26 protein-coding genes and 1 tRNA gene are annotated in these 18,635 nt (G+C 57.4%); 14 read left to right on the top strand and 13 right to left on the bottom strand.

What is annotated here, in order from left to right; genetic code table 11:
* Both QTO30_RS05990 and QTO30_RS05985 read left to right on the top strand, forming a co-directional pair.
* Complete coding sequence (locus QTO30_RS05990) at positions 1-123, top strand: FAD-binding protein (RefSeq protein ID WP_340423177.1); 123 nt, start codon at positions 1-3, stop codon at positions 121-123.
* Positions 120-1,148 (top strand): FAD-dependent monooxygenase, encoded by a 1,029-nt coding sequence (locus QTO30_RS05985; RefSeq protein WP_340423175.1) that lies wholly within the window; start codon positions 120-122, stop codon positions 1,146-1,148. The genes QTO30_RS05990 and QTO30_RS05985 overlap by 4 nt, the downstream gene beginning before the upstream one ends.
* A 68-nt stretch (positions 1,149-1,216) precedes the next feature.
* Here the strand turns inward: QTO30_RS05985 and QTO30_RS05980 are convergent, their stop codons facing one another.
* From QTO30_RS05980 to xth, 3 genes are all read right to left on the bottom strand, one after another.
* Complete coding sequence (locus tag QTO30_RS05980; protein ID WP_340423173.1) at positions 1,217-1,453, bottom strand: hypothetical protein; 237 nt, start codon at positions 1,451-1,453, stop codon at positions 1,217-1,219.
* 252 nt (positions 1,454-1,705) lie between these two features.
* The gene (locus QTO30_RS05975) at positions 1,706-2,026 is read right to left on the bottom strand and encodes a hypothetical protein (protein ID WP_340423171.1); all 321 of its coding nucleotides are present in this window, start codon (positions 2,024-2,026) and stop codon (positions 1,706-1,708) included.
* Positions 2,027-2,071: 45 nt separating this feature from the next.
* A complete protein-coding gene (gene xth, locus QTO30_RS05970) occupies positions 2,072-2,872 on the bottom strand; it encodes an exodeoxyribonuclease III (protein WP_340423169.1) in 801 nt (266 codons plus the stop codon).
* A 164-nt stretch (positions 2,873-3,036) separates the two neighbouring features.
* Between xth and QTO30_RS05965 the strand changes: the two genes are divergently transcribed.
* The 4 genes from QTO30_RS05965 to QTO30_RS05950 all read left to right on the top strand — a co-directional run bounded on the left by QTO30_RS05965 (position 3,037) and on the right by QTO30_RS05950 (position 4,468).
* On the top strand, positions 3,037-3,162 hold the full coding sequence (locus QTO30_RS05965) for a hypothetical protein (protein WP_340423168.1): 126 nt from the start codon (positions 3,037-3,039) through the stop codon (positions 3,160-3,162).
* A gap of 23 nt (positions 3,163-3,185) precedes the next feature.
* Positions 3,186-3,584, top strand: coding sequence for a TauD/TfdA dioxygenase family protein (locus tag QTO30_RS05960; protein ID WP_340423167.1), 399 nt, complete (start codon positions 3,186-3,188; stop codon positions 3,582-3,584).
* Entirely contained in the window at positions 3,553-3,885 is a 333-nt protein-coding gene (locus QTO30_RS05955; RefSeq protein WP_340423166.1) for a TauD/TfdA dioxygenase family protein, read from the top strand. Before QTO30_RS05960 ends, QTO30_RS05955 begins: the two co-directional genes overlap by 32 nt.
* 85 nt (positions 3,886-3,970) lie before the next feature.
* On the top strand, positions 3,971-4,468 hold the full coding sequence (locus tag QTO30_RS05950; protein WP_340423164.1) for a GNAT family N-acetyltransferase: 498 nt from the start codon (positions 3,971-3,973) through the stop codon (positions 4,466-4,468).
* A gap of 54 nt (positions 4,469-4,522) precedes the next feature.
* Here the strand turns inward: QTO30_RS05950 and QTO30_RS05945 are convergent, their stop codons facing one another.
* Complete coding sequence (locus QTO30_RS05945) at positions 4,523-4,849, bottom strand: HesB/IscA family protein (protein WP_340423162.1); 327 nt, start codon at positions 4,847-4,849, stop codon at positions 4,523-4,525.
* Between the two features lie 73 nt (positions 4,850-4,922).
* On the opposite strand from QTO30_RS05945, the gene QTO30_RS05940 reads away from it, so the two are divergent.
* The 8 genes from QTO30_RS05940 (at position 4,923) to QTO30_RS05905 (ending at position 12,244) form a co-directional block, all read left to right on the top strand.
* Positions 4,923-6,095: a deoxyguanosinetriphosphate triphosphohydrolase gene (locus tag QTO30_RS05940; protein WP_340425879.1), complete on the top strand. Its 1,173-nt coding sequence runs from the start codon at positions 4,923-4,925 to the stop codon at positions 6,093-6,095.
* A 53-nt stretch (positions 6,096-6,148) separates the two neighbouring features.
* Complete coding sequence (locus QTO30_RS05935) at positions 6,149-6,808, top strand: SGNH/GDSL hydrolase family protein (RefSeq protein ID WP_340423160.1); 660 nt, start codon at positions 6,149-6,151, stop codon at positions 6,806-6,808.
* Between the two features lie 71 nt (positions 6,809-6,879).
* The gene (argS, locus tag QTO30_RS05930) at positions 6,880-8,619 is read left to right on the top strand and encodes an arginine--tRNA ligase (protein WP_340423158.1); all 1,740 of its coding nucleotides are present in this window, start codon (positions 6,880-6,882) and stop codon (positions 8,617-8,619) included.
* 72 nt (positions 8,620-8,691) lie between these two features.
* Positions 8,692-9,567, top strand: coding sequence for an SPOR domain-containing protein (locus tag QTO30_RS05925; RefSeq protein WP_340423156.1), 876 nt, complete (start codon positions 8,692-8,694; stop codon positions 9,565-9,567).
* 6 nt (positions 9,568-9,573) lie between these two features.
* A complete protein-coding gene (locus tag QTO30_RS05920) occupies positions 9,574-10,557 on the top strand; it encodes a glycoside hydrolase family 3 N-terminal domain-containing protein (RefSeq protein WP_340423154.1) in 984 nt (327 codons plus the stop codon).
* A 6-nt stretch (positions 10,558-10,563) separates the two neighbouring features.
* On the top strand, positions 10,564-11,358 hold the full coding sequence (locus QTO30_RS05915) for a segregation and condensation protein A (protein WP_340423152.1): 795 nt from the start codon (positions 10,564-10,566) through the stop codon (positions 11,356-11,358).
* Positions 11,351-12,001, top strand: a complete 651-nt coding sequence (gene scpB / locus QTO30_RS05910) for an SMC-Scp complex subunit ScpB (protein WP_340423150.1) — start codon at positions 11,351-11,353, stop codon at positions 11,999-12,001. The genes QTO30_RS05915 and scpB overlap by 8 nt, the downstream gene beginning before the upstream one ends.
* A 42-nt stretch (positions 12,002-12,043) precedes the next feature.
* Entirely contained in the window at positions 12,044-12,244 is a 201-nt protein-coding gene (locus QTO30_RS05905; protein WP_340423148.1) for a hypothetical protein, read from the top strand.
* A 13-nt stretch (positions 12,245-12,257) separates the two neighbouring features.
* Here the strand turns inward: QTO30_RS05905 and speB are convergent, their stop codons facing one another.
* From speB to QTO30_RS05860, 9 genes are all read right to left on the bottom strand, one after another.
* Positions 12,258-13,211 carry an agmatinase gene (gene speB, locus QTO30_RS05900; protein WP_340423146.1) on the bottom strand — a complete coding sequence of 318 codons (954 nt, stop codon included), beginning with the start codon at positions 13,209-13,211 and terminating at the stop codon, positions 12,258-12,260.
* Positions 13,212-13,273: 62 nt separating this feature from the next.
* The gene (locus QTO30_RS05895; RefSeq protein WP_340423144.1) at positions 13,274-14,353 is read right to left on the bottom strand and encodes a 2'-deoxycytidine 5'-triphosphate deaminase; all 1,080 of its coding nucleotides are present in this window, start codon (positions 14,351-14,353) and stop codon (positions 13,274-13,276) included.
* A gap of 62 nt (positions 14,354-14,415) precedes the next feature.
* A tRNA-Pro gene (locus QTO30_RS05890) sits at positions 14,416-14,492 on the bottom strand.
* Positions 14,493-14,546: 54 nt separating this feature from the next.
* On the bottom strand, positions 14,547-15,113 hold the full coding sequence (locus QTO30_RS05885) for a MerR family transcriptional regulator (RefSeq protein WP_340423143.1): 567 nt from the start codon (positions 15,111-15,113) through the stop codon (positions 14,547-14,549).
* 3 nt (positions 15,114-15,116) lie between these two features.
* On the bottom strand, positions 15,117-15,419 hold the full coding sequence (gene ihfA / locus QTO30_RS05880; protein ID WP_340423142.1) for an integration host factor subunit alpha: 303 nt from the start codon (positions 15,417-15,419) through the stop codon (positions 15,117-15,119).
* A gap of 113 nt (positions 15,420-15,532) precedes the next feature.
* Positions 15,533-16,504, bottom strand: coding sequence for a beta-ketoacyl-ACP synthase III (locus tag QTO30_RS05875; protein ID WP_340423141.1), 972 nt, complete (start codon positions 16,502-16,504; stop codon positions 15,533-15,535).
* A gap of 2 nt (positions 16,505-16,506) precedes the next feature.
* On the bottom strand, positions 16,507-17,631 hold the full coding sequence (gene plsX / locus QTO30_RS05870) for a phosphate acyltransferase PlsX (protein ID WP_340423140.1): 1,125 nt from the start codon (positions 17,629-17,631) through the stop codon (positions 16,507-16,509).
* 23 nt (positions 17,632-17,654) lie between these two features.
* Entirely contained in the window at positions 17,655-17,861 is a 207-nt protein-coding gene (gene rpmF / locus QTO30_RS05865) for a 50S ribosomal protein L32 (protein WP_340423139.1), read from the bottom strand.
* 162 nt (positions 17,862-18,023) lie between these two features.
* Positions 18,024-18,569, bottom strand: a complete 546-nt coding sequence (locus tag QTO30_RS05860; RefSeq protein ID WP_340423137.1) for a YceD family protein — start codon at positions 18,567-18,569, stop codon at positions 18,024-18,026.
* Between the last annotated feature and the right edge of the window lie 66 nt (positions 18,570-18,635).

Here is an 18,635-nt window from a genome sequence, read left to right as displayed (position 1 = left end):
ATGACCCACAACCAAGGCCGCGACATTGCTGTGATCGGCGGCGGCATTGGGGGATTGACCGCCGCACTGGCCTTTGCGCGCCGGGGGCAAAAGTTACCGTTTACGAACAGGCACCGGCATTGACCGAGGTCGGGGCAGGGTTGCAGATCACCCCAAATGGTGCGCGCGCCCTGAATGATCTGGGCATTGATCGGGCTTTGGCTGCGACCGGGGTAACCGCAGAGGCAGTTGTCCCCATGGACGCCATGGCAAGCCGCGAAATCACCCGGTTTGACCTATCGTCCCAAACTCCCCCATACCGTTTTTACCATCGGGCCGCTTTGGTCGATATCTTGGCACGCGGTTGTGATGCCGCCGATGTCACAATCAAACTCGGGGCGCAGATTTCAACCGTGAACTCTGATGGAAGCTTCGCACTGGACGGGGCGCTTGTCCGACCCGCATTGACCATAGGTGCAGATGGTTTGCATTCTGTCGTGCGCGGGCTGGTCAACACACCAACCAAGCCGTTCTTTACAGGTCAGGTCGCGTGGCGCGCGATGATCAAGACGGACAAACATGACCCAGTGGCGCGCATCTGGATGGCACCCGGGCGACATATGGTCACCTACCCGCTGCCCGATAACCGTTTGAACATCGTTGCGGTGCAGCAGCGCAGCCAGTGGGCTGACGAAGGGTGGCACCACAGCGATGACCCCGGCAACCTGCGCATGGCCTTTGCCGATTGCGGCTGGGAGGTCAAAAGCATCCTCGGTGAGGTTGAAACAGTGAACCTTTGGGGCCTGTTCCGCCATCCTGTCGCGGTGAAGTGGCATGCGGGATCAATCGCGATCCTTGGGGACGCCGCACATCCGACACTGCCATTTCTGGCACAGGGGGCGAACCTCGCAATTGAAGATGCCTATGTCTTGGCACTTTGTTGTGATGAGGCGGTCACATTGGATGAAGGGCTGCGAAGCTACCAAAACAAACGGCGCGCGCGGGTTGTGCGTGCGATTGAGGCGGCCAATAAGAACGCGCGGAACTACCATCTTCACGGGGCAAAACGTTTGGTCGCGCATGCAGGGTTAAAGGCGATGGGAAAGGCGGTACCTACGGCTTTCCTTAGTAGGCTCGGCTGGCTTTATGATCACGATGTAACGGCTTGAATTCAGGCCCCGGTCCCTTTCAGGACCTCGATCAGACGTTGACGTAAGTCAAAGCGAAGTAAGTCCGCTCAGACATCAAGTGTGTCGCGGAAAACGGCCCTTATGATATCATCGCGATGCAGACCCATCACAGCTAGATCTTCATCCGATTTTGCGCGCAACACTTCAGCTTTGCGAATCCGGGCATTGGCCGCGCCCTGAGATATCAACATCTTGTTGAGCCTCTTAGACGCTGCAAGAACGGAACCAACAATTCTCGAGAAAGGTCCGCCGGATTGAACTGTTTTCTTTGCAATGTCGGCCATTTGCGTGCTCCGTAACCTTTGATGTACTCACTAAAAAACCAGAAAGGCCGCACGAAGAGAGCGCCACCTGCTCTCCTATACCCGACCCTTAGTTGCTGCCCGCAGCTTGGAGACGTCCACGGGCTAACAACAACTTTCGCTAATTTTTAAAGGATAATTGGGAAGAAGCTTCGACGAATCTAAGGTATCATTGTGGCGCGGCCTTGTTGCTTAACCATGACAGCCAAGCAGCGGTTTACCAGTATGACGGGTTTACCAGTTGCGGCTGGCCAAATGTGTCACGCGTTCCAGAACTTTGTGACTGCGCCAATCCACTCGGTAAATGTCGTCCTCGATGCGGAAGTAGACCCAGCCGTCGCTAACGGTGGGCAGGCCGTAGTAGCGGGCGTTCATCAGCATCGAATACTGGCCGCGCTCTAGGACCGCGCCAATCTCAACCGGGCCCGGGGCGGGGGTTAGCGGCTGCGGGATGGTCACGCAGTTGGTACCGGCGACCGCGATACGGCATTGCGCGTGCGCGATTGCAGGCAAGGTCGCCACGACAACGGCGGCAGAGACTGTGAAACGGAGCATGGCGGCGTCCTCGAAAACAAGGGTCTACCTTAGCTGATTCCCTGCTCAGGCGGCAAGATCGACCCAGACCGGCACGTGATCAGAGGGTTTTTCGCGTCCGCGCACCTCGCTTTCAATCCAGCAATTTTTCAGCAGATCAGCGCATTGCGGGGTCAGCAGGAAGTGGTCAATGCGGATCCCATCGTTCTTGTCCCAGGCTCCGGCCTGATAATCCCAGAATGAATAATGACCGGCACCGGCCTCGCGTGCGCGGAAGGCCTCGGTGAAACCAAGGTTCAGGATCCGGCGAAATGCGTCACGGCTTTCTTGGCGAAACAAGGCATCGTCGCGCCATGCATCGGGGCGCGCGGCATCCTCTGCTTGCGGAATAATGTTGTAATCCCCGCACATTAGGGCCATTTCTTCATGTATGATGAGTTCTTGCGCGCGCGCATGCAATCGGTCCATCCAGCCCAGCTTGTAGTCGTACTTGGGCCCCGGTGCAGGGTTGCCGTTGGGCAAATAGAGGCCACAGATACGCACTGCCTTTTCGCCGACAACAGTCGCCTCGATATAGCGCGCCTCGATGTCGTCGACGCCGTCGCGCCCCGCACCTTCGGCGCCCGGAAGGCCACGGGTGACATCCTCCAAAGGCAGTTTGGATAGCAAAGCCACGCCGTTAAACCCTTTTTGACCATGGGTTTCGACATTGTATCCTTTGTCTTCGAAAATCTCGCGCGGGAAGTTCTCGTCCACCGATTTGATCTCTTGCAAGACCGCCACATCCGGCTGCGCCTCATCAATCCAGTCGGTGAGCGCCCCGATCCGGGCTTTGACACCGTTAATATTGAATGTCGCGATTTTCATACGGGCCCCCTTGGTTGGCTATGGTTTTGGCCAAGCTTGCGGATAAAGGCAAGGTGTTGGTGCTTTTGAAGGCGGAGAGAACGGTGCGGCATCCTTTCGCTCTTGACGGAAGGCGTTTGCGCCAGCGTAGGCTGCGACAGCCCGGGAGAGGAAAGAGATATCTGATGGTTGCGATTAAGAGTAACGCGTTCGAAACGCTTGAGGCACGTGCGTTTGCGCCAAACCTTGGGGCAGAGATTTATGGCGTGGATCTGAGTAACCTGTCTCGGACGGGCAGTTCGCGGAAATAAAAGAAGCCTTTCACCAATATCAGGTGCTGTTCTTCAAAGAACAAAAGGAAATCCCGCCAGACCAACACGTGGCTTTTGGCAAACGCTTTGGCCCGTTGCATGCCCATCCCGCCGCCCCCACGATGGAAGGGTTTCCAGGGATATTTGAAATTCATGCGACCAAGAATTCGAAAGTCGCCAATGGCGAGTTCTGGCATTCTGACGTTTCTTGTGATGAGACGCCGCCGCTGGGAACGATGTTGCAAATTCACATTTTGCCGCTGTGCGGGGGCGACACGATGTTTAGTGATATGTATGCCGCCTATGATGATTTGTCAGAGCCGCTGAAAGGGATGCTTGGTGGGCTATCCGCGCTACACAGTTCGGAACACATCTATAAAGGTCGCTACAGTGACCGGGTTTCAGAAGGATACAGATATTGATTGCCCGCAGGCGATGCATCCGATTGTGCGGACCCATCCCGAAACGGGACGCAAGGCGCTCTTTGTGAACCGCACTTGTACCACCAAGATCATCGGACTGTCCGATAGCGAAAGCACCGCCATTCTGGAGATGCTGTTTCAACACGCCGAACATATCAACTATCAGATCCGTTTCCGCTGGTCGCTGAACGACATGGCGTTTTGGGATAACCGCTGCTGCATGCATCGGGCGATCTGGGATTATTGGCCAGAAGAGCGTAAGGGCAGACGCGTGACGGTGAAGGGCGACAAGCCTGTCTAGCACCCAGACTTGGTGGGTTGCCTAGGTTTTCCTTCTGATCAAACCGGCCATTGAGTTGTCGCGTGACACAAGTAAGCTTGTGATCATGTTTGTGGGGAAACGGCTGCTACTACGAAACTGGGCTGCGAAAGATCGCATATGTTTGGACGCCATACTTGGTGACCCCGAAGTGATGCAGTTCAGTGATACGGGGGCTCTCGGCAAACCAGATCAACTGGCCTGGCTTCACAATCAGCTGTCGCATGTGTCGTCATATGGGCTGCCTGGCAACCTTGCTGTTGAACTCAAAGAAACGGGACATGTTATAGGCTATGTGAGCCTTTCCAGAGATCTGGCGCGGGTCAGTCGTCAGGATGCGGAGATCGGGATCCGTCTCGCGCGGTCGTCATGGGGACATGGTTATGCCGCTGAAGCGATACGAACACTCATTGATGCGGTAAGACCCACGGACAGAATTGTCGCAATCGTCGACCCCCACAATCATCGCTCCTTGAAGCTCTTAAGAAGCGTCGGTCTGATCTACGACAGCGAAATCATGTTTGCTGGCTGCGACTATGCGGATCATCTCTATACACTGGGTTAGTGCTCCTCATCAGGAGATGAAGCAGCCGTCACCCGCACTTGCCCAACGATGGCTTCACATCGAAAACGATGTCCCGCACCCGCAAGATGACGTCGCATTGGGGTTGTTGATCACAAAGCGCGCGCCAATCAGCTCTTCGCTAAAATCAATCACAGCATCCGCCAAAAACGGCAAGGACACGCTGTCAATCACGACGGTTTCACCCTGTTCCGACAATAAAAGATCATCATCCTTGGCTTCATCAAGGTCGATTTCATACTGAAAGCCTGAACATCCGCCACCCTCCACGGCGATCCGCAGAGCCTTGCCCTGAGCAGAGGCCCCGATCTCGGCCAGTCTTTCAAACGCGCGGGGTGTGACTTTCGGTGGGACAGTGAACATCAGCAGGCCTATCGGTTCTGTTACAGTTCCAATATAGGACGTGTAGGCAAACGCGACAAGACAGGCAATGACAATGGCAGCGTCCTATGCGACCGATCCCGCGAACCCGCGCGGGCGGCTTTACCCTGAGGAAGAAAGCACCTTCCGCTCGCCTTTTCAGCGCGACCGGGACCGGATTATTCACGCATCGGCCTTTCGGCGGCTCAAGCATAAAACACAAGTGTTTATCGAGCATGAGGGCGATTATTTCCGCACCCGCCTGACCCATTCGATTGAGGTGGCGCAGGTCGCGCGCACGGTGGCGGCGGCACTGGATCTGAACGTAGAGCTGACAGAGGCTGTCGCCTTGGCTCACGATCTTGGCCACACGCCCTTTGGGCATACAGGCGAAGAGGCGCTGGACGCGCTGATGCAACCTTATGGCGGGTTCGATCATAACGCGCAGGCCTTGCATATCGTGACCAATCTAGAGCGGCACTATGCCGAATGGGACGGGCTGAACCTGACGTGGGAGAGCCTTGAGGGGATTGCCAAACACAACGGTCCAGTGACCGGCGATATTCCTTATGCGCTCGCCGCTTACAACGCGCGCCACGATCTGGAACTACACACGCATGCGAGTGCCGAGGCGCAGGCCGCTGCCTTGGCGGACGACATCGCCTACAACAATCATGACCTGCATGATGGTCTGCGGGCCGAGCTGTTCAGCACCGACGAGCTGGCCGAGCTGCCGATCCTGCATGACTGCTTTGCGCGTGTTGATACAAAATACCCTGGGCTCAACTATTACCGTCGCCGGCATGAGGCCCTGCGTCGCTTCTTTGGTGTGCTGGTCGAGAACGTGATCACCGTCAGCCGCCGCAACCTGACTGAGCTGGCCCCAGCCACGGTACATGACATCCGCCATGCGGGGCGCATGATGGTGCAGTTTTCGCCGGAATTGTGGAGCGATCTGAAAGTCATCCGTCAATTCCTGTTCACCCGCATGTACCGTGCACCGGCGGTGATCGACATGCGGGTAGTTGTGACCAAGATGATCGACGATTTGTTTCCGTTCTTCATGGAAAACACGGATGAATTGCCCAAGCAGTGGCGCAAGGATGTGGCGGATGCGCCGGATAAAACCGCGTTGGCGCGGATTGTTGCGGATTACATCGCCGGGATGACCGACCGCTTTGCCATTCAAGAACATAAGCGCCTCATAGGCGGTGAAGATATCCCGGCAGGCGTCATTGATGGGAACTAAGCTGACACAAACGTAACTTGCTTGATGCGTTTTTGTAGGTAACCGTGTCTGCCATGAAGCATATCGTTCTTGTAGTATCAGCCCTCGCGCTTTTTGCGTGCAACGATGAGAACTCCCCAGAGGCAGATATCCTCGCCATCGGTGACAGTATTATCTGGTGGAACATCGACGCGGAGCAATCGGTGGCGGATGTTATTGCGGGTGAGCGCGATCTCGATGTGATAAATGCTGCCATTCCCGGCGCGGAATTTCTGGCAGATCAGGACAGCATTCCCCAGCAGTATCAGCCTGGCCGCTGGGAATGGGTTGTGATGGATGGCGGCGCGAACGATCTGGGCGATGTTTGCGGCACCCCGCGCGCACAGCCAGTTCTGGACCAACTTATTGACGCTGACCTGCAAGGCGGTGCGATGCCGAGGTTCTTTGACAGCGTCCGCAGTGATGGCCCGCAGATCATCGTGATGGGCTACTACATGGCCCCCATCGTTGGGGGCGAATTCGCAGGATGCGAGGCCGATTTCACGACACTGAATGACCGGCTCGCGGCCTATGCCGCGCGGACAACCGGCGTCTACTATGCCCCTGCCGATGCCGTCATCGATCCCACCAACAATGGTCACTATGACCCTGACCTCATCCACCCATCGCCCCTTGGCAGCCGCCTGATCGGCTTGCAGATGGCCGATATCATCCGATCTGCGACGGACGGCTAGAGACGCGATGCCCACTTGCGACCCTGCCTCAGGGTGGTAAACCACCCCGGACACGCAAATCTGGATGACCGATGAACCTTTTCGCCGATATTCGCGCCCTTGTGCTGGACTGTCTTGACCAATTGGTCACCGCGGGCACCTTGCCAGAGGGCCTTGCAACCGCTGCCGTCTCGGTTGAGCCGCCGCGCGATGCGTCGCACGGGGATATGGCGACGAATGCAGCGATGGTGCTGGCCAAGCCTGCAAAGATGAATCCACGGGCGATTGCCGAGGCGCTGGCGGCCAATCTGCAGGATGATCCGCGGGTGGCTATGGCCGAGGTCGCTGGGCCGGGGTTTTTGAATATGCGGTTGGTGCCTGAGGTGTGGCAGGGCGTTGTGAAGGCTGCCCTGTCTGATCCAACTTATGGCCAGTCCACTTTGGGGCAGGGCCAAAAGATGATGGTCGAATATGTTTCGGCCAATCCAACCGGTCCGCTGCATGTGGGCCATACCCGGGGTGCTGTCTTTGGTGACGCGCTGGCGCGGTTGCTGGATTACGCAGGCTTTGACGTCACCAAGGAATACTACATCAACGATGGTGGCGCGCAGGTCGATGTGCTCGCACGGTCGGTGTATCTGCGGTATCTGGAGGCCCATGGGCAGGAAGTTGCGTTCCCGGACGGGACTTATCCGGGCGACTATCTGAAGCCTGTCGGCGCAGCGCTGAAGGCCAAGGTTGGCGATGCCTACATCGACAAAGGCGAACAGTTTTGGCTGGACGATATCCGTGAATTCGCGACCGAAGCGATGATGGATCTGATCCGCGAAGATCTCGCCCAGCTTGGCGTCACCATGGATAACTTCTTTAGCGAAAAGTCGCTCTATGGGACGGGTTTGATCGAAAAAGCGATTGCTGAGCTTGATGAGAAAGGTCTGATATATCGGGGGGTTTTGGAACCGCCCAAGGGCAAAATGCCCGAGGATTGGGAGCCGCGCGAACAGACGTTGTTCAAATCCACCGCGCATGGTGACGATGTGGATCGGCCTGTGCAGAAATCCGACGGATCATGGACCTATTTCGCGCCCGACATTGCCTACCACTATGACAAGGTGCAGCGCGGCTTTGATCAGTTGATCGACGTCTTTGGCGCGGATCACGGCGGTTATGTCAAACGGATGAAGGCGGCTGTATCCGCGCTCTCTGACGGCCAGGTGCCGCTGGATGTGAAGCTGACGCAACTGGTGAAGCTCTACAAAAACGGTGAACCGTTCAAGATGTCCAAGCGGGCAGGGACCTTTGTCACCCTGCGCGATGTGGTCGATCAGGTTGGTGCCAACGTGACGCGATTTCACATGCTGACGCGGAAGAACGACGCGCCGCTGGATTTTGACTTCGACAAGGTGTTGGAGCAGTCCAAAGATAACCCGGTCTTCTATGTGAACTACGCCTATGCGCGGGTAAATTCTGCTGTGAGCAAGGCGGGGGCATTTGCGGATGTGTCAGACACGGCGCTGGCCGGTATTGACCTCTCTGGTCTCACCCATGACGCTGAACTCACGCTGATCAAAAAGCTTGCTGAATGGCCGCGTTTGGTCGAGATCGCCGCACGGGGGCATGAGCCGCACCGGATTGCATTTTACCTTTATGATTTGGCGTCCGACTTTCACGCGCTTTACCACCAAGGCAACGCGGATGAGGCGTTGCGCTTTGTGCAAGAGGGTGACTCAGAAACCACACAAGCGAAAATTGCCCTCATTCGGGCCGTAGCGATTGTTATTTTGCACGGTTTGGGTATTCTTGGTGTCACTCCGGCGGAAGAGATGCGCTAACGCACAAGACTGCCGGATAGAGCTCAAATGACCCCGCAAAGCCATAAGGCATGGGGCGTGTAAGAGGCGAAGATGGCAGTATACGATGAGGGGTTCGCCCCGGCGGCAGGTGTGCCGCGTGTTACCAATTTAGTGAATTTTGCAGGGGCTGCGCTGTCGCTGGCCTTGATCCTTGGCATTGGGTTCTGGGGGTATAAGCTGATCGTGCGTGACGTCAGCGGCATTCCCGTGGTCCGTGCGATGGAAGGCGATATGCGGGTGCTGCCCGACAATCCCGGTGGCGGCGTTGCCGCACACACGGGGCTTGCTGTGAACGAAGTGGCTGCGATTGGCGAGGCGGGAGGTCCAGAGGATCGGCTGGTGCTCGCTCCGCGCACGTCCGGTCTTGCCCCTGAAGATCTTGAGGCACAACCGATTGCCGAGGCTGTGGCAAGCGTCGTTGCTGAGGAAGAACCCGTTGTCGAAGCGCCAATAGCCCAAGATGACGTCAGCGCGCTTGCCGCGCAATTGGCTGGACTTGCCGCCGCGCCACAAGAAACCACCGATAACGCTGTTGCGGTTATCCCAGCCAGCGTGCCCGGTGTTGCGACCTCATTGCGTCCTGTCCTGCGCCCGGCAAACGCGCGCATTCCTGCAGCCACAGCCACGCCAGCTACGGCCAATACCGAAGTCGCCGTGACGACCACAACCTTCCCCGCAGGCACCAATCTGGTGCAACTGGGCGCGTTCCCGAACCCTGCTTTGGCGGCAGAGGAATGGGACCGCCTGCAAGCCCGCTTTGGCCAGTTGATAAGTGATCGCGGCCGCGTCATTCAGGTCAGCAATCAAAGCAGCGCGACGTGGTATCGCCTACGCGCCAGCGGTTTTGCTGACCGGGCCGAGGCGCGTCGTCTTTGCGCCGCATTGCAGGCAGAAGGCGCGGAATGCATCGCTTTGGTGGTCAACTAAGTGCCTATGAATGCGACGATTTTTGGCCCCGAAGGGCTGGAAATCACTGATTGGGAACGCGTCTTTTTCCGCGAAGTGCAGCCGCTTGGATTTATCCTTTTCGCCCGCAACATCGACAACCCTGATCAACTACGCCGCCTGACGCATAGCCTGCGAGAGGCCGTACAGCGCGACGCGCCAATCCTGATTGATCAGGAAGGGGGCAGAGTGCAACGGATGCGCGCGCCGCATTGGCGCGAATACCCGCCAGCCTTGGATCAAATGGCCCGGGCCAGTGACCCGCTGCGCGCGCATTGGGTGCGTAACCGCCTGATTGCGGCGGAACTGCATGATGTGGGCATTGATGCCAACTGCGCCCCTTTGGCCGACATCGCCGAAGAGGCAACGCATCCGGTGCTCAAGAACCGCCTCTATGGCTATGACGTTGAAACAGTGGTTGCAGCAGCCAAGGTTTGCGCTGATGCGCATCTTGCAGGGGGCGTCCTACCGATCCTGAAACACATCCCGGGCTATGGTCGGGCTGCGGTAGACAGCCACAAGGATTTGCCCCGCGTGGATGCACCCGGCGCCGAGTTGGATGCATGGGACTTTGCCCCATTTGCCGCTCTCACGGACATTCCGATGGGCATGACCGCCCATATCGTTTTTTCTGACATCGACGCCTCAGCACCAGCCACAACATCCGCCAGAATGATGGAAGTGATCCGTAGCGACATTGGTTTTGATGGTCTTTTGATGACCGACGATCTGTCGATGGCGGCGCTGTCTGGCACGGTTGCCGAGCGTGCGGCTGCGAGTATTGGCGCTGGCTGCGATATCGTCTTGCACTGCAACGGGGACGCAGGCGAAATGCGGGCAGTGGCCGCTGCCTCTGGCGACATGACCCCAGCCGCAGTAATCCGCGCAAATCGCGCTTTGGCGATGCGAAAAAACCCAGTAAATATTGACATCCCCGCGCTGGAAGCGGAACTTGCACGCCACTTAGGCTGAGGTCAGATGCAGGGCGACGATTTTCAAGAAGACGCGGTAAGTGTCAGCGAGCGTGTGGCCGCTGAAGCCTTGATCGTGGATGTGGGGGCCTATGAGGGGCCACTGGACCTGTTGCTGACCTTGTCACGCACACAGAAGGTCGATCTGCGTCAGATTTCGATCCTTGCCTTGGCGGAACAATACCTGGCCTTTGTTGAGCAGGCCAAACGCCTAAGGTTGGAACTCGCCGCGGACTATCTGGTGATGGCCGCATGGCTGGCCTTCCTCAAATCGCGCCTTCTCCTGCCACCCGATCCTTCGGAAGAGGGGCCATCGGGTGAGGAACTCGCCGCTCACCTTGCTTTCCAACTCGAACGGCTGGAGGCGATGCGTAATGCCGCCGCCAAGCTGATGGCGCGTGACCAATTGGGCCGCGATTTCTTTGCCCGTGGCATCACCGAAGATGTCCAGCGTGTGCGCCGCGTGACCTATACCGCGACGCTGCTTGACCTAATGCAAGGCTATGCCCGTATCCGCACCCGCGACGACTTCCGCCCCTTTGTGATGGACCGGCAGCACGTGATGACCATGGAGCAGGCGTTGGAACGCATGCGCGGGCTGATTGGCTTTGCCGGTGAGTGGACCGAGTTCGCTAACTATTTACCCGATGGTTGGGACGCTGACCCGCAGCGCCGCCGCTCGACCACGGCGGCGACCTTTGCCGCCTCGCTGGAGCTCGCCAAAGAAGGTAAAATCGAAATTCGGCAGGGTGAAACCTTTGCCCCTATCCAAATCCGCAAGAAAGTGCCCGGTGATGACTAAGACAGAGACGCCCGCTAACGACAGCCTGTTTGAAGCGCCACCGATGGGCGAGCAGGAACGCATGGTCGAGGCGATTCTTTTTGCCACCGCCGATCCCGTTTCTGTGACCGAACTGACAGGCCGTATGCCCCACGGCTGTGACCCGGCCGAGGCGATTGCAAACCTGCGCAAACGCTATGAAGGGCGTGGTGTGAATATCGTGAAAGTCGGCGATGCCTGGGCGATCCGCACGGCTGGCGATCTTGGTTTCCTGATGCAAAAGGAAACCGTCGAGACCCGTAAACTCAGCCGGGCCGCGATCGAGACTTTGGCGATTGTGGCCTATCACCAGCCTGTGACCCGCGCTGAGATTGAGGAGATCCGCGGCGTGAGTGTGAGCCGCGGCACGGTAGATCAGCTGATTGAGCTGGAATGGATCCGCTTTGGTCGGCGCAAGATGACGCCGGGGCGGCCCGTGACCTTTGTGGTCACCCAAGGATTCTTGGATCACTTTGGGCTTGAGAACGCACGCGACCTGCCCGGGCTGAAAGAACTGCGCTCTGCCGGGTTGCTTGAAAACCGTCCGCCACCTGGCGCGACCGCCTTGGGCGAGGCGGAAGACGCCGATGAGGATGAAAACCAGTCCGAGTTGTTTGAAGATTAACGTGTGCGCCTTACCTTAGAGGCAACCGCGAGGGAGATTGAGATGAACATGAACCGACTGATCAATATGGCCGTTCGGATGTTGATGCGCAAAGGTATCAATAAGGGCGTCGCACTGGCCTCAACGAGGGGCAAGCGCGCGGAAGATCTAACACCTGAAGAACGGGCACAGGCGAAAAATGCGCAACAAACGGCGCAGAAAGCACAAAAAGGCATGCGCGCGGCACGGCGATTTATGCGCTAGGCGGGTAAAACGGCTATCTGTGATACAGCATACGCCCGATGGTATTCATGAGGATCTGGGCGGCAAGCGTTGATGTGCAACCGGTCATGTCGTAGTCGGGTGCAACCTCAACCAGATCGACCCCTACGATATCGCCGCGCTGCGCCAGGCCGTCGATCAGTTCCAACACCTCATAGTATAAGAAACCACCGTGGCTCGGTGTGCCGGTTCCCGGTGCGATTGATGGGTCAAATGCGTCGATGTCAATCGTCAGATAGTAGCGCGCGCCCTTTGGAATACGCGCCAACATGCCATCAACACCCAGTTTGCGAAACTGGCGTACCGAATGAATGTCAGACCCCATCTTGCGGGCATCTATATAGCCATCGCGCGCAGTCGAAGAGACGTTGCGAATGCCGATCTGGCTGAGCCCGGTGACATAGGGCTTTTCGGCGGCACGACGCATCGGATTGCCATGGCCGAAGCTGACGCCATGGCGTTCATCCACAAAATCGAGGTGGGCATCGATTTGCACAACATGAATGGGGGCGTGGTCGTCGAATGCGTTGATACAGGGGATGTTCACCGAATGGTCACCGCCCATAACAACCGGCACGGCACCCGCGGCAAGGATCTTGCGCACACCATACTCGATATTGGCATGGCTTTGCATTGTATCCGTGTGGACGATGTCGGCGTCGCCAATATCGACAATCTTGACCTCTGAGGGGTCCAGATAGGTGATATCATCTTCAAAGTCATACGCCCCAGCATGACCGAAGGAAAAAAGTGTCGAAGCTTCGCGGATTGCACGCGGTCCCATGCGCGCACCAGCGCGCCATTGGCAGCCAAAGTCATAAGGCGCACCGAGAACGGCCACATCCGCGTCAATAGAATCCCAATCTTGTATGTAGGGGTACTTGCCAAACGTACAGATGCCAACAAAAGGGAGGTTTAAACGTCCACTTTCATATCCGTGTTCTGACATCTCAGACATCCTTTCGCAGTATTGCTTCGGTGCCCAGCCCGAACGGGCATAGAATCCATATTCTACGCCCTAAAATGCTTGGACAGCTTCAACCCTTGCCCTTGGTAATTCGACTTGATCTCACGCCCATAAAGGGCGGCGGGCAGCGCGGCCATGTTCTCGTACACCAGACGCCCGACAACCTGACCGTGCTCCAGCACAAAGGGCGCTTCGTGGCAGCGGACTTCTAACACCCCGCGCGACCCTGATCCGCCAGCCTCGGCATAGCCAAAGCCCGGATCGAAGAAGCCAGCGTAGTGCACCCGGAATTCGCCGACCATCGCTAGGTACGGTGCCATTTCCGCGGCCTGCATAGGCGGGATCACAATTGCTTCGCGGCTGACCAGAATATAGAACGCTCCGGGGTCGAGGATGATCCAGCCATCTTTGGTATGGACCTCTTCCCAGAACTCTGCCGGATCGTAGTGGTTCAGCTTGGACAGGTCCACGACACCGGTGTGCGGTTTAGCGCGGTAGCCGACCAAGGTGCCTTCTGTGGGCTTAAGATCGACCGAAAAACCAAGGCCATCTGAGATTATTGGTTCACCGGAAACAATGGGTGTCGTCGCGTGAAGTGTGCGTAAATCATCGTCTGACATCAACGTCTTGCCTTGGCGAAAGATGATCTGGTTCAGCATCTGCCCGGGGCTGGCGACAACCGAGAATGACCGGGGGCAAATCTCGACATATAACGGGCCGTTGTAGCCTTCGGGTACGCGGTCGAACTCGACACCTTGGTCTGTGATAATACGGGTCAGTAGATCAAGCCGACCAATCGATGACTTTGCACTTGCAGCGGCGGTCATGCCCTTCGGTAAGGTCAGGCGCTCCATCAAAGGCACAACGTAGACGCAACCTTTTTCCAGCACGGCGCCACCGTTCAGATCAACGGCGTGCATCTGGAACTCTTTCAGCCGTTCTCTCACGCTGCGCTGACGCCCGGCGAGAAAAGAGGCACGCACGCGGAAGGCGGTTTGGCCCAAACGCAGATCAAGCGAGGCGGGTTGAATCTGACCGTCTTCGATCGGGCTCTCAGCCGCGATACCGCCCGAGGCGATCATGTCGCGGATTTGATGGTCGGCCAAGACACCTGCGTTTGTCATTTGATCCCCCAATGGCATGTCAAAACGCCCGCCGTGCTGTTGCAACGACGGGCGGTTATGATTGGTCGGGCTAGCAGGACTCGAACCTGCGACCTTCCGTCCCCCAGACGGACGCGCTACCAGGCTGCGCCATAGCCCGACTGGCAGCGTTCATACCCCAAAACCGTGCAAGGGCAAGCCCGAAAAACACCTACTAGCCGCGCATCCGGGCGCGGACTGCTTCCAGCCGGGCCAAGAGCGGTGCAATCTGCCCTGCACTTGCTTGCAGTGCCGTGGGATCACTGGGCGCGCATCCGATAAGACGTGGGGCCGCCGTTGGCAGGTCGTGCGGCGGCAAAGGCAGATCAATCACAAAGGCGGGTGCTGCGGCTGGTGCAGGCGCGTCGAAGGGAAAGGCGTCTTGTTGTGGGACAGCGGCAGGTGTTGGTGGTACTGGCTGAGGTGCTGATACGGTAGGCGTGGCCTCCGGCGCTGGCTCAGATAAGGTCATCGACTGACCTAAACCTGCCACGTGTTTCACGCCCTTTTCACGCAAGAGCTTTTGCGTGCCTTTTATGGTCAACCCGTCTTCATGCAGGAGCTTCTTGATCCCCCCCAGCAGGTCCATATCGGTGGGGCGGTAATAGCGCCGCCCGCCCGCGCCTTTGACGGGTTTGATCTGGCTGAACTTACTTTCCCAGAAACGCAGCACATGGGTCGGCGTATCCAACCAGTCAGCCACCTCGCTGATTGTGCGAAATGCGTCTTTCGCCTTGGCCATGATCTAGCGTTTGTTCCCTGCCGCCACGCGATCTTTCATCAGATGCGATGGTCGGAACGTCAAGACGCGGCGGGGGTGGATCGGCACCTCTTCACCGGTTTTTGGATTGCGGCCAACGCGGGCCGCCTTGTCACGCACGGAGAATGTACCAAAGGACGATATTTTTACCGTTTCGCCGGACACCAGACTGTCTGAGACATGGGACAGTACGCTTTCAACCAAATCGGCACTGTCGTTGCGAGAAAGTCCAACCTGACTATGCACTGCATCTGCCAAATCCATCCGCGTCAAAGTCTTATCGGTCATCAAACAAACCCTTTACAATTTCCGTCCGAGCATAGGCCCCCGGTAAATTCAGAGTCAATAACAACGGCTTGGCAAACGGGGTTAACAGTGCGTTTCCGCATACCAGATTGGATTTACCAGCGGATCACCACAGCACCCCATGCCAATCCACCTCCGATTGCTTCGGTCACGACCAGATCGCCTTGCTTGATTTGGCCATTTGCGACGCCTACTGACAGGGCGAGGGGAATCGATGCAGCCGATGTATTGCCGTGATCCTGAACCGTGACAACAACCCGGTCCATACCGACGCCCAGTTTCTTGGCGGTCGATTGAATAATGCGGATATTGGCCTGATGCGGGACAACCCAATCCACATCATCGGCACCTAAGTTGACTTTTTCCAAAGCCGCATCAGCCGTCTTTGCTAGTTTTTCGACCGCATGGCGGAAGATTTCTTTGCCTTCCATGCGCAGCATGCCGGTATTCTGCGTTGAGACCCCGCCATCGACATAGAGCAGGTCTTTGTAGCGTCCGTCAGAGTTCAGATCTGTTGAGAGTACGCCGCGGTCTGTATTTTCGCCGGTGCCCTCTTGTGCCTCCAAGATCAACGCGCCCGCGCCATCTCCAAACAGCACACATGTTGACCGGTCTGTCCAATCCATGATCCGGCTGAATGTTTCCGCCCCAATCACCAAAACACGGTCCGCCTGACCTGATATGATCAGCGCATTGGCATTCGACAATGCATAAACGAAACCGGCGCAAACAGCCTGAACGTCGAAAGCATATCCAGTTGTGTTCCCAATTGCGTGCTGCACCATGGTTGCTGCGGACGGAAAGGTCAGATCGGCGGTTGAGGTGGCCAGGACGATGGCGTCAATGTCTTCGCCGGTCATACCCGCCATCTCCAGAGCCGCCTTGGCAGCTTTCGCTGCAAGGTCTGAGGTGGTTTCGCCTTGGGCTGCAAAATGGCGCCGTTCAATCCCGGATCGGGATTTGATCCATTCATCCGACGTATCAAGCGATTTTTCGAATTCAGCGTTGGGGACGACTCTTTCGGGCAGGTAATGACCAACCCCTTTGACCACTGCGCGACGCATCATGCCTATTTGCCTGTGTTTGTATTGAGACTGTCCGTCTCACTTTCTATTGCGGTATCTTGGGCAAGTGACGCAGCGGAAGCAACCCTTGCCGCAAGTTTATCTGAGAAACCGCTTTTCGCGAGGCGATAGGCGAGGTGCAAGGCTGCCGCAACACCTGTGGCATCGGCTGATCCGTGGCTTTTGATGACGGTTTGGTTCAGCCCCAAAAAAACACCGCCGTTCACCCGACGTGGGTCGATCCGCTTGCGCAGGCTCCGCAATGACCCCCGAGCGAGCAGGGCCCCCAGGGCCGACCACGGCGTTTTTGTCAGCGCGCCCCGCAGGAACTCGCTGATCAGGGTTGCGGTCCCTTCGCCGGTCTTCAGCGCCACATTTCCCGTAAACCCGTCGGTGACAATGACATCAACTTTATCTGAGGGCAGGTCGCCGCCCTCGATGAAGCCAACATACTCAAAGTCACCAATTATTGCAGCATTTCCAATAAGTTCATGGGCGACTTTCAACTCGGCCCGGCCTTTGTGCTCTTCTGTCCCCACGTTGAGCAGCCCGACACGCGGGCGTGCTATGTCCAGCCCATTCCGCGCATATGACGCCCCCATAAGGGCATAGGTCAGCAGATCATCCTGATCGGCGCGAATATCTGCCCCGGCGTCAAGCATGACATTAAAACCTGACGGATTGCGCGATGGCCAAAGGCAAGCAATGGCAGGGCGGTTCACCCCTTCCGCCTTGCGCAGACGCAGCATCGACATGGCCATCAGCCCGCCGGTGTTGCCGCAGCTGACGGCAACGGCAGCCTGCCGTTCGCGGACCGCTTCAATGGCTGACCACATGGATGTTTTCTTGCCGTTACGCAGCACATGGCTGGGCTTGTCCGTCATTTTCACGACTTCGGCGGCGTCGTGAATGCTCACGCGATCTGCAATGCCGCTTTTGGCAACAAGCGCTTCAAGCTGCGCCTTGGGTCCGTGCAAGATGGCACGCGCGCCGGGTGTCTTGCGCAAAAACTTGGAAAGGCCCGCAACAACAGTTGCAGGCCCTTGGTCTCCGCCCATTGCATCGACAGAAAGCACGTCGCTGGCAGCATGTCCCTGCATCGGAGCAGTGTCCGTCTGGGATGGTGTCATGCCAGGTGCTTTCTCAGATCGCTCTATGCGGCGTCGTCTTCGAGATCGATTTCAGTTGTGTCTGTGATGACTTCGCGCGACGCATAGTGGCCGCAGGATGGGCACACATGGTGGGGGCGCTTCAGCTCGCCACAGTTGTCGCATTCGTTTGGGTTTGCCGCGACAAGCGCGTCATGTGCACGCCGGTTGTTGCGGCGGGATTTGGATACTTTGTTCTGCTGGACAGCCATGTCTCAACCCTATGTATAAAGGGGCGCTGCCCCAGATTTCTGTGCGTCTGGCGGGGTCCTAAGCCATTGTGGCAGCCCTGTCGAGACACGATGTAAGAGAGGCCGCGAACATACTGCGATTCCCCTTTTGTGCAACCCTTTTTCGCCCTTGTTTCAGAGGGGTTATTTGTCTTTGTTTTCAAGGCTTTCACGTAGTGCGCCCAGACCAGCAAAGGGCTTGGCTTCATCATCAGACATGGGGGTAACACCGGGTTCGGCGAAAACAGCCTGTGACAGATCTGCGCCTTCAACACGTGGATAGGGGGGCAGGGCCAGCGACAGCGCCTCGATCATAACCTGCGCCAGATCCAGGGTCTCCGGCAGGGCTTCAACCGTGTCATCTTCGGGCATTTCGACCTCAGATGCCTCAATCTCCGGGGTGTCGGCGACGTAGCTGCGGAGGATCGCCTCATCGATGCGTGCGGTCACCGGGTCCAGTGTCACCACGCAGTCCTGCACGACAGTGGCGCCCAATTCAGCAGATAAGGTCCAGTCTTGGCGGCCTTGCGGGGTTAGCTTTCCCGAAAAACGCAGCTTCTTGATACCGACAATGTCCAGCGCCGCGGCAACCGCTTTGCGCTCATCCGCGGTTGGAACCAGTTCAAACACGGTCGGTTTGCGCGTTGCAAGGTCGGCTAAACGCAGATGTGACTTCGGTAACTGAGGCATTGCTGTTTTCGATTCTTGAACAGGGGCGGGGTGTGCTGTATCGGGGATAAAAGGCGCGTGGCGCCA

The organism is Yoonia sp. GPGPB17, assembly GCF_037892195.1.
Classification (GTDB): Bacteria; Pseudomonadota; Alphaproteobacteria; order Rhodobacterales; family Rhodobacteraceae; genus Yoonia.
Note: the sequence above shows the minus strand (reverse complement) of the source record. Positions and strands in the feature narration are given on the sequence as shown.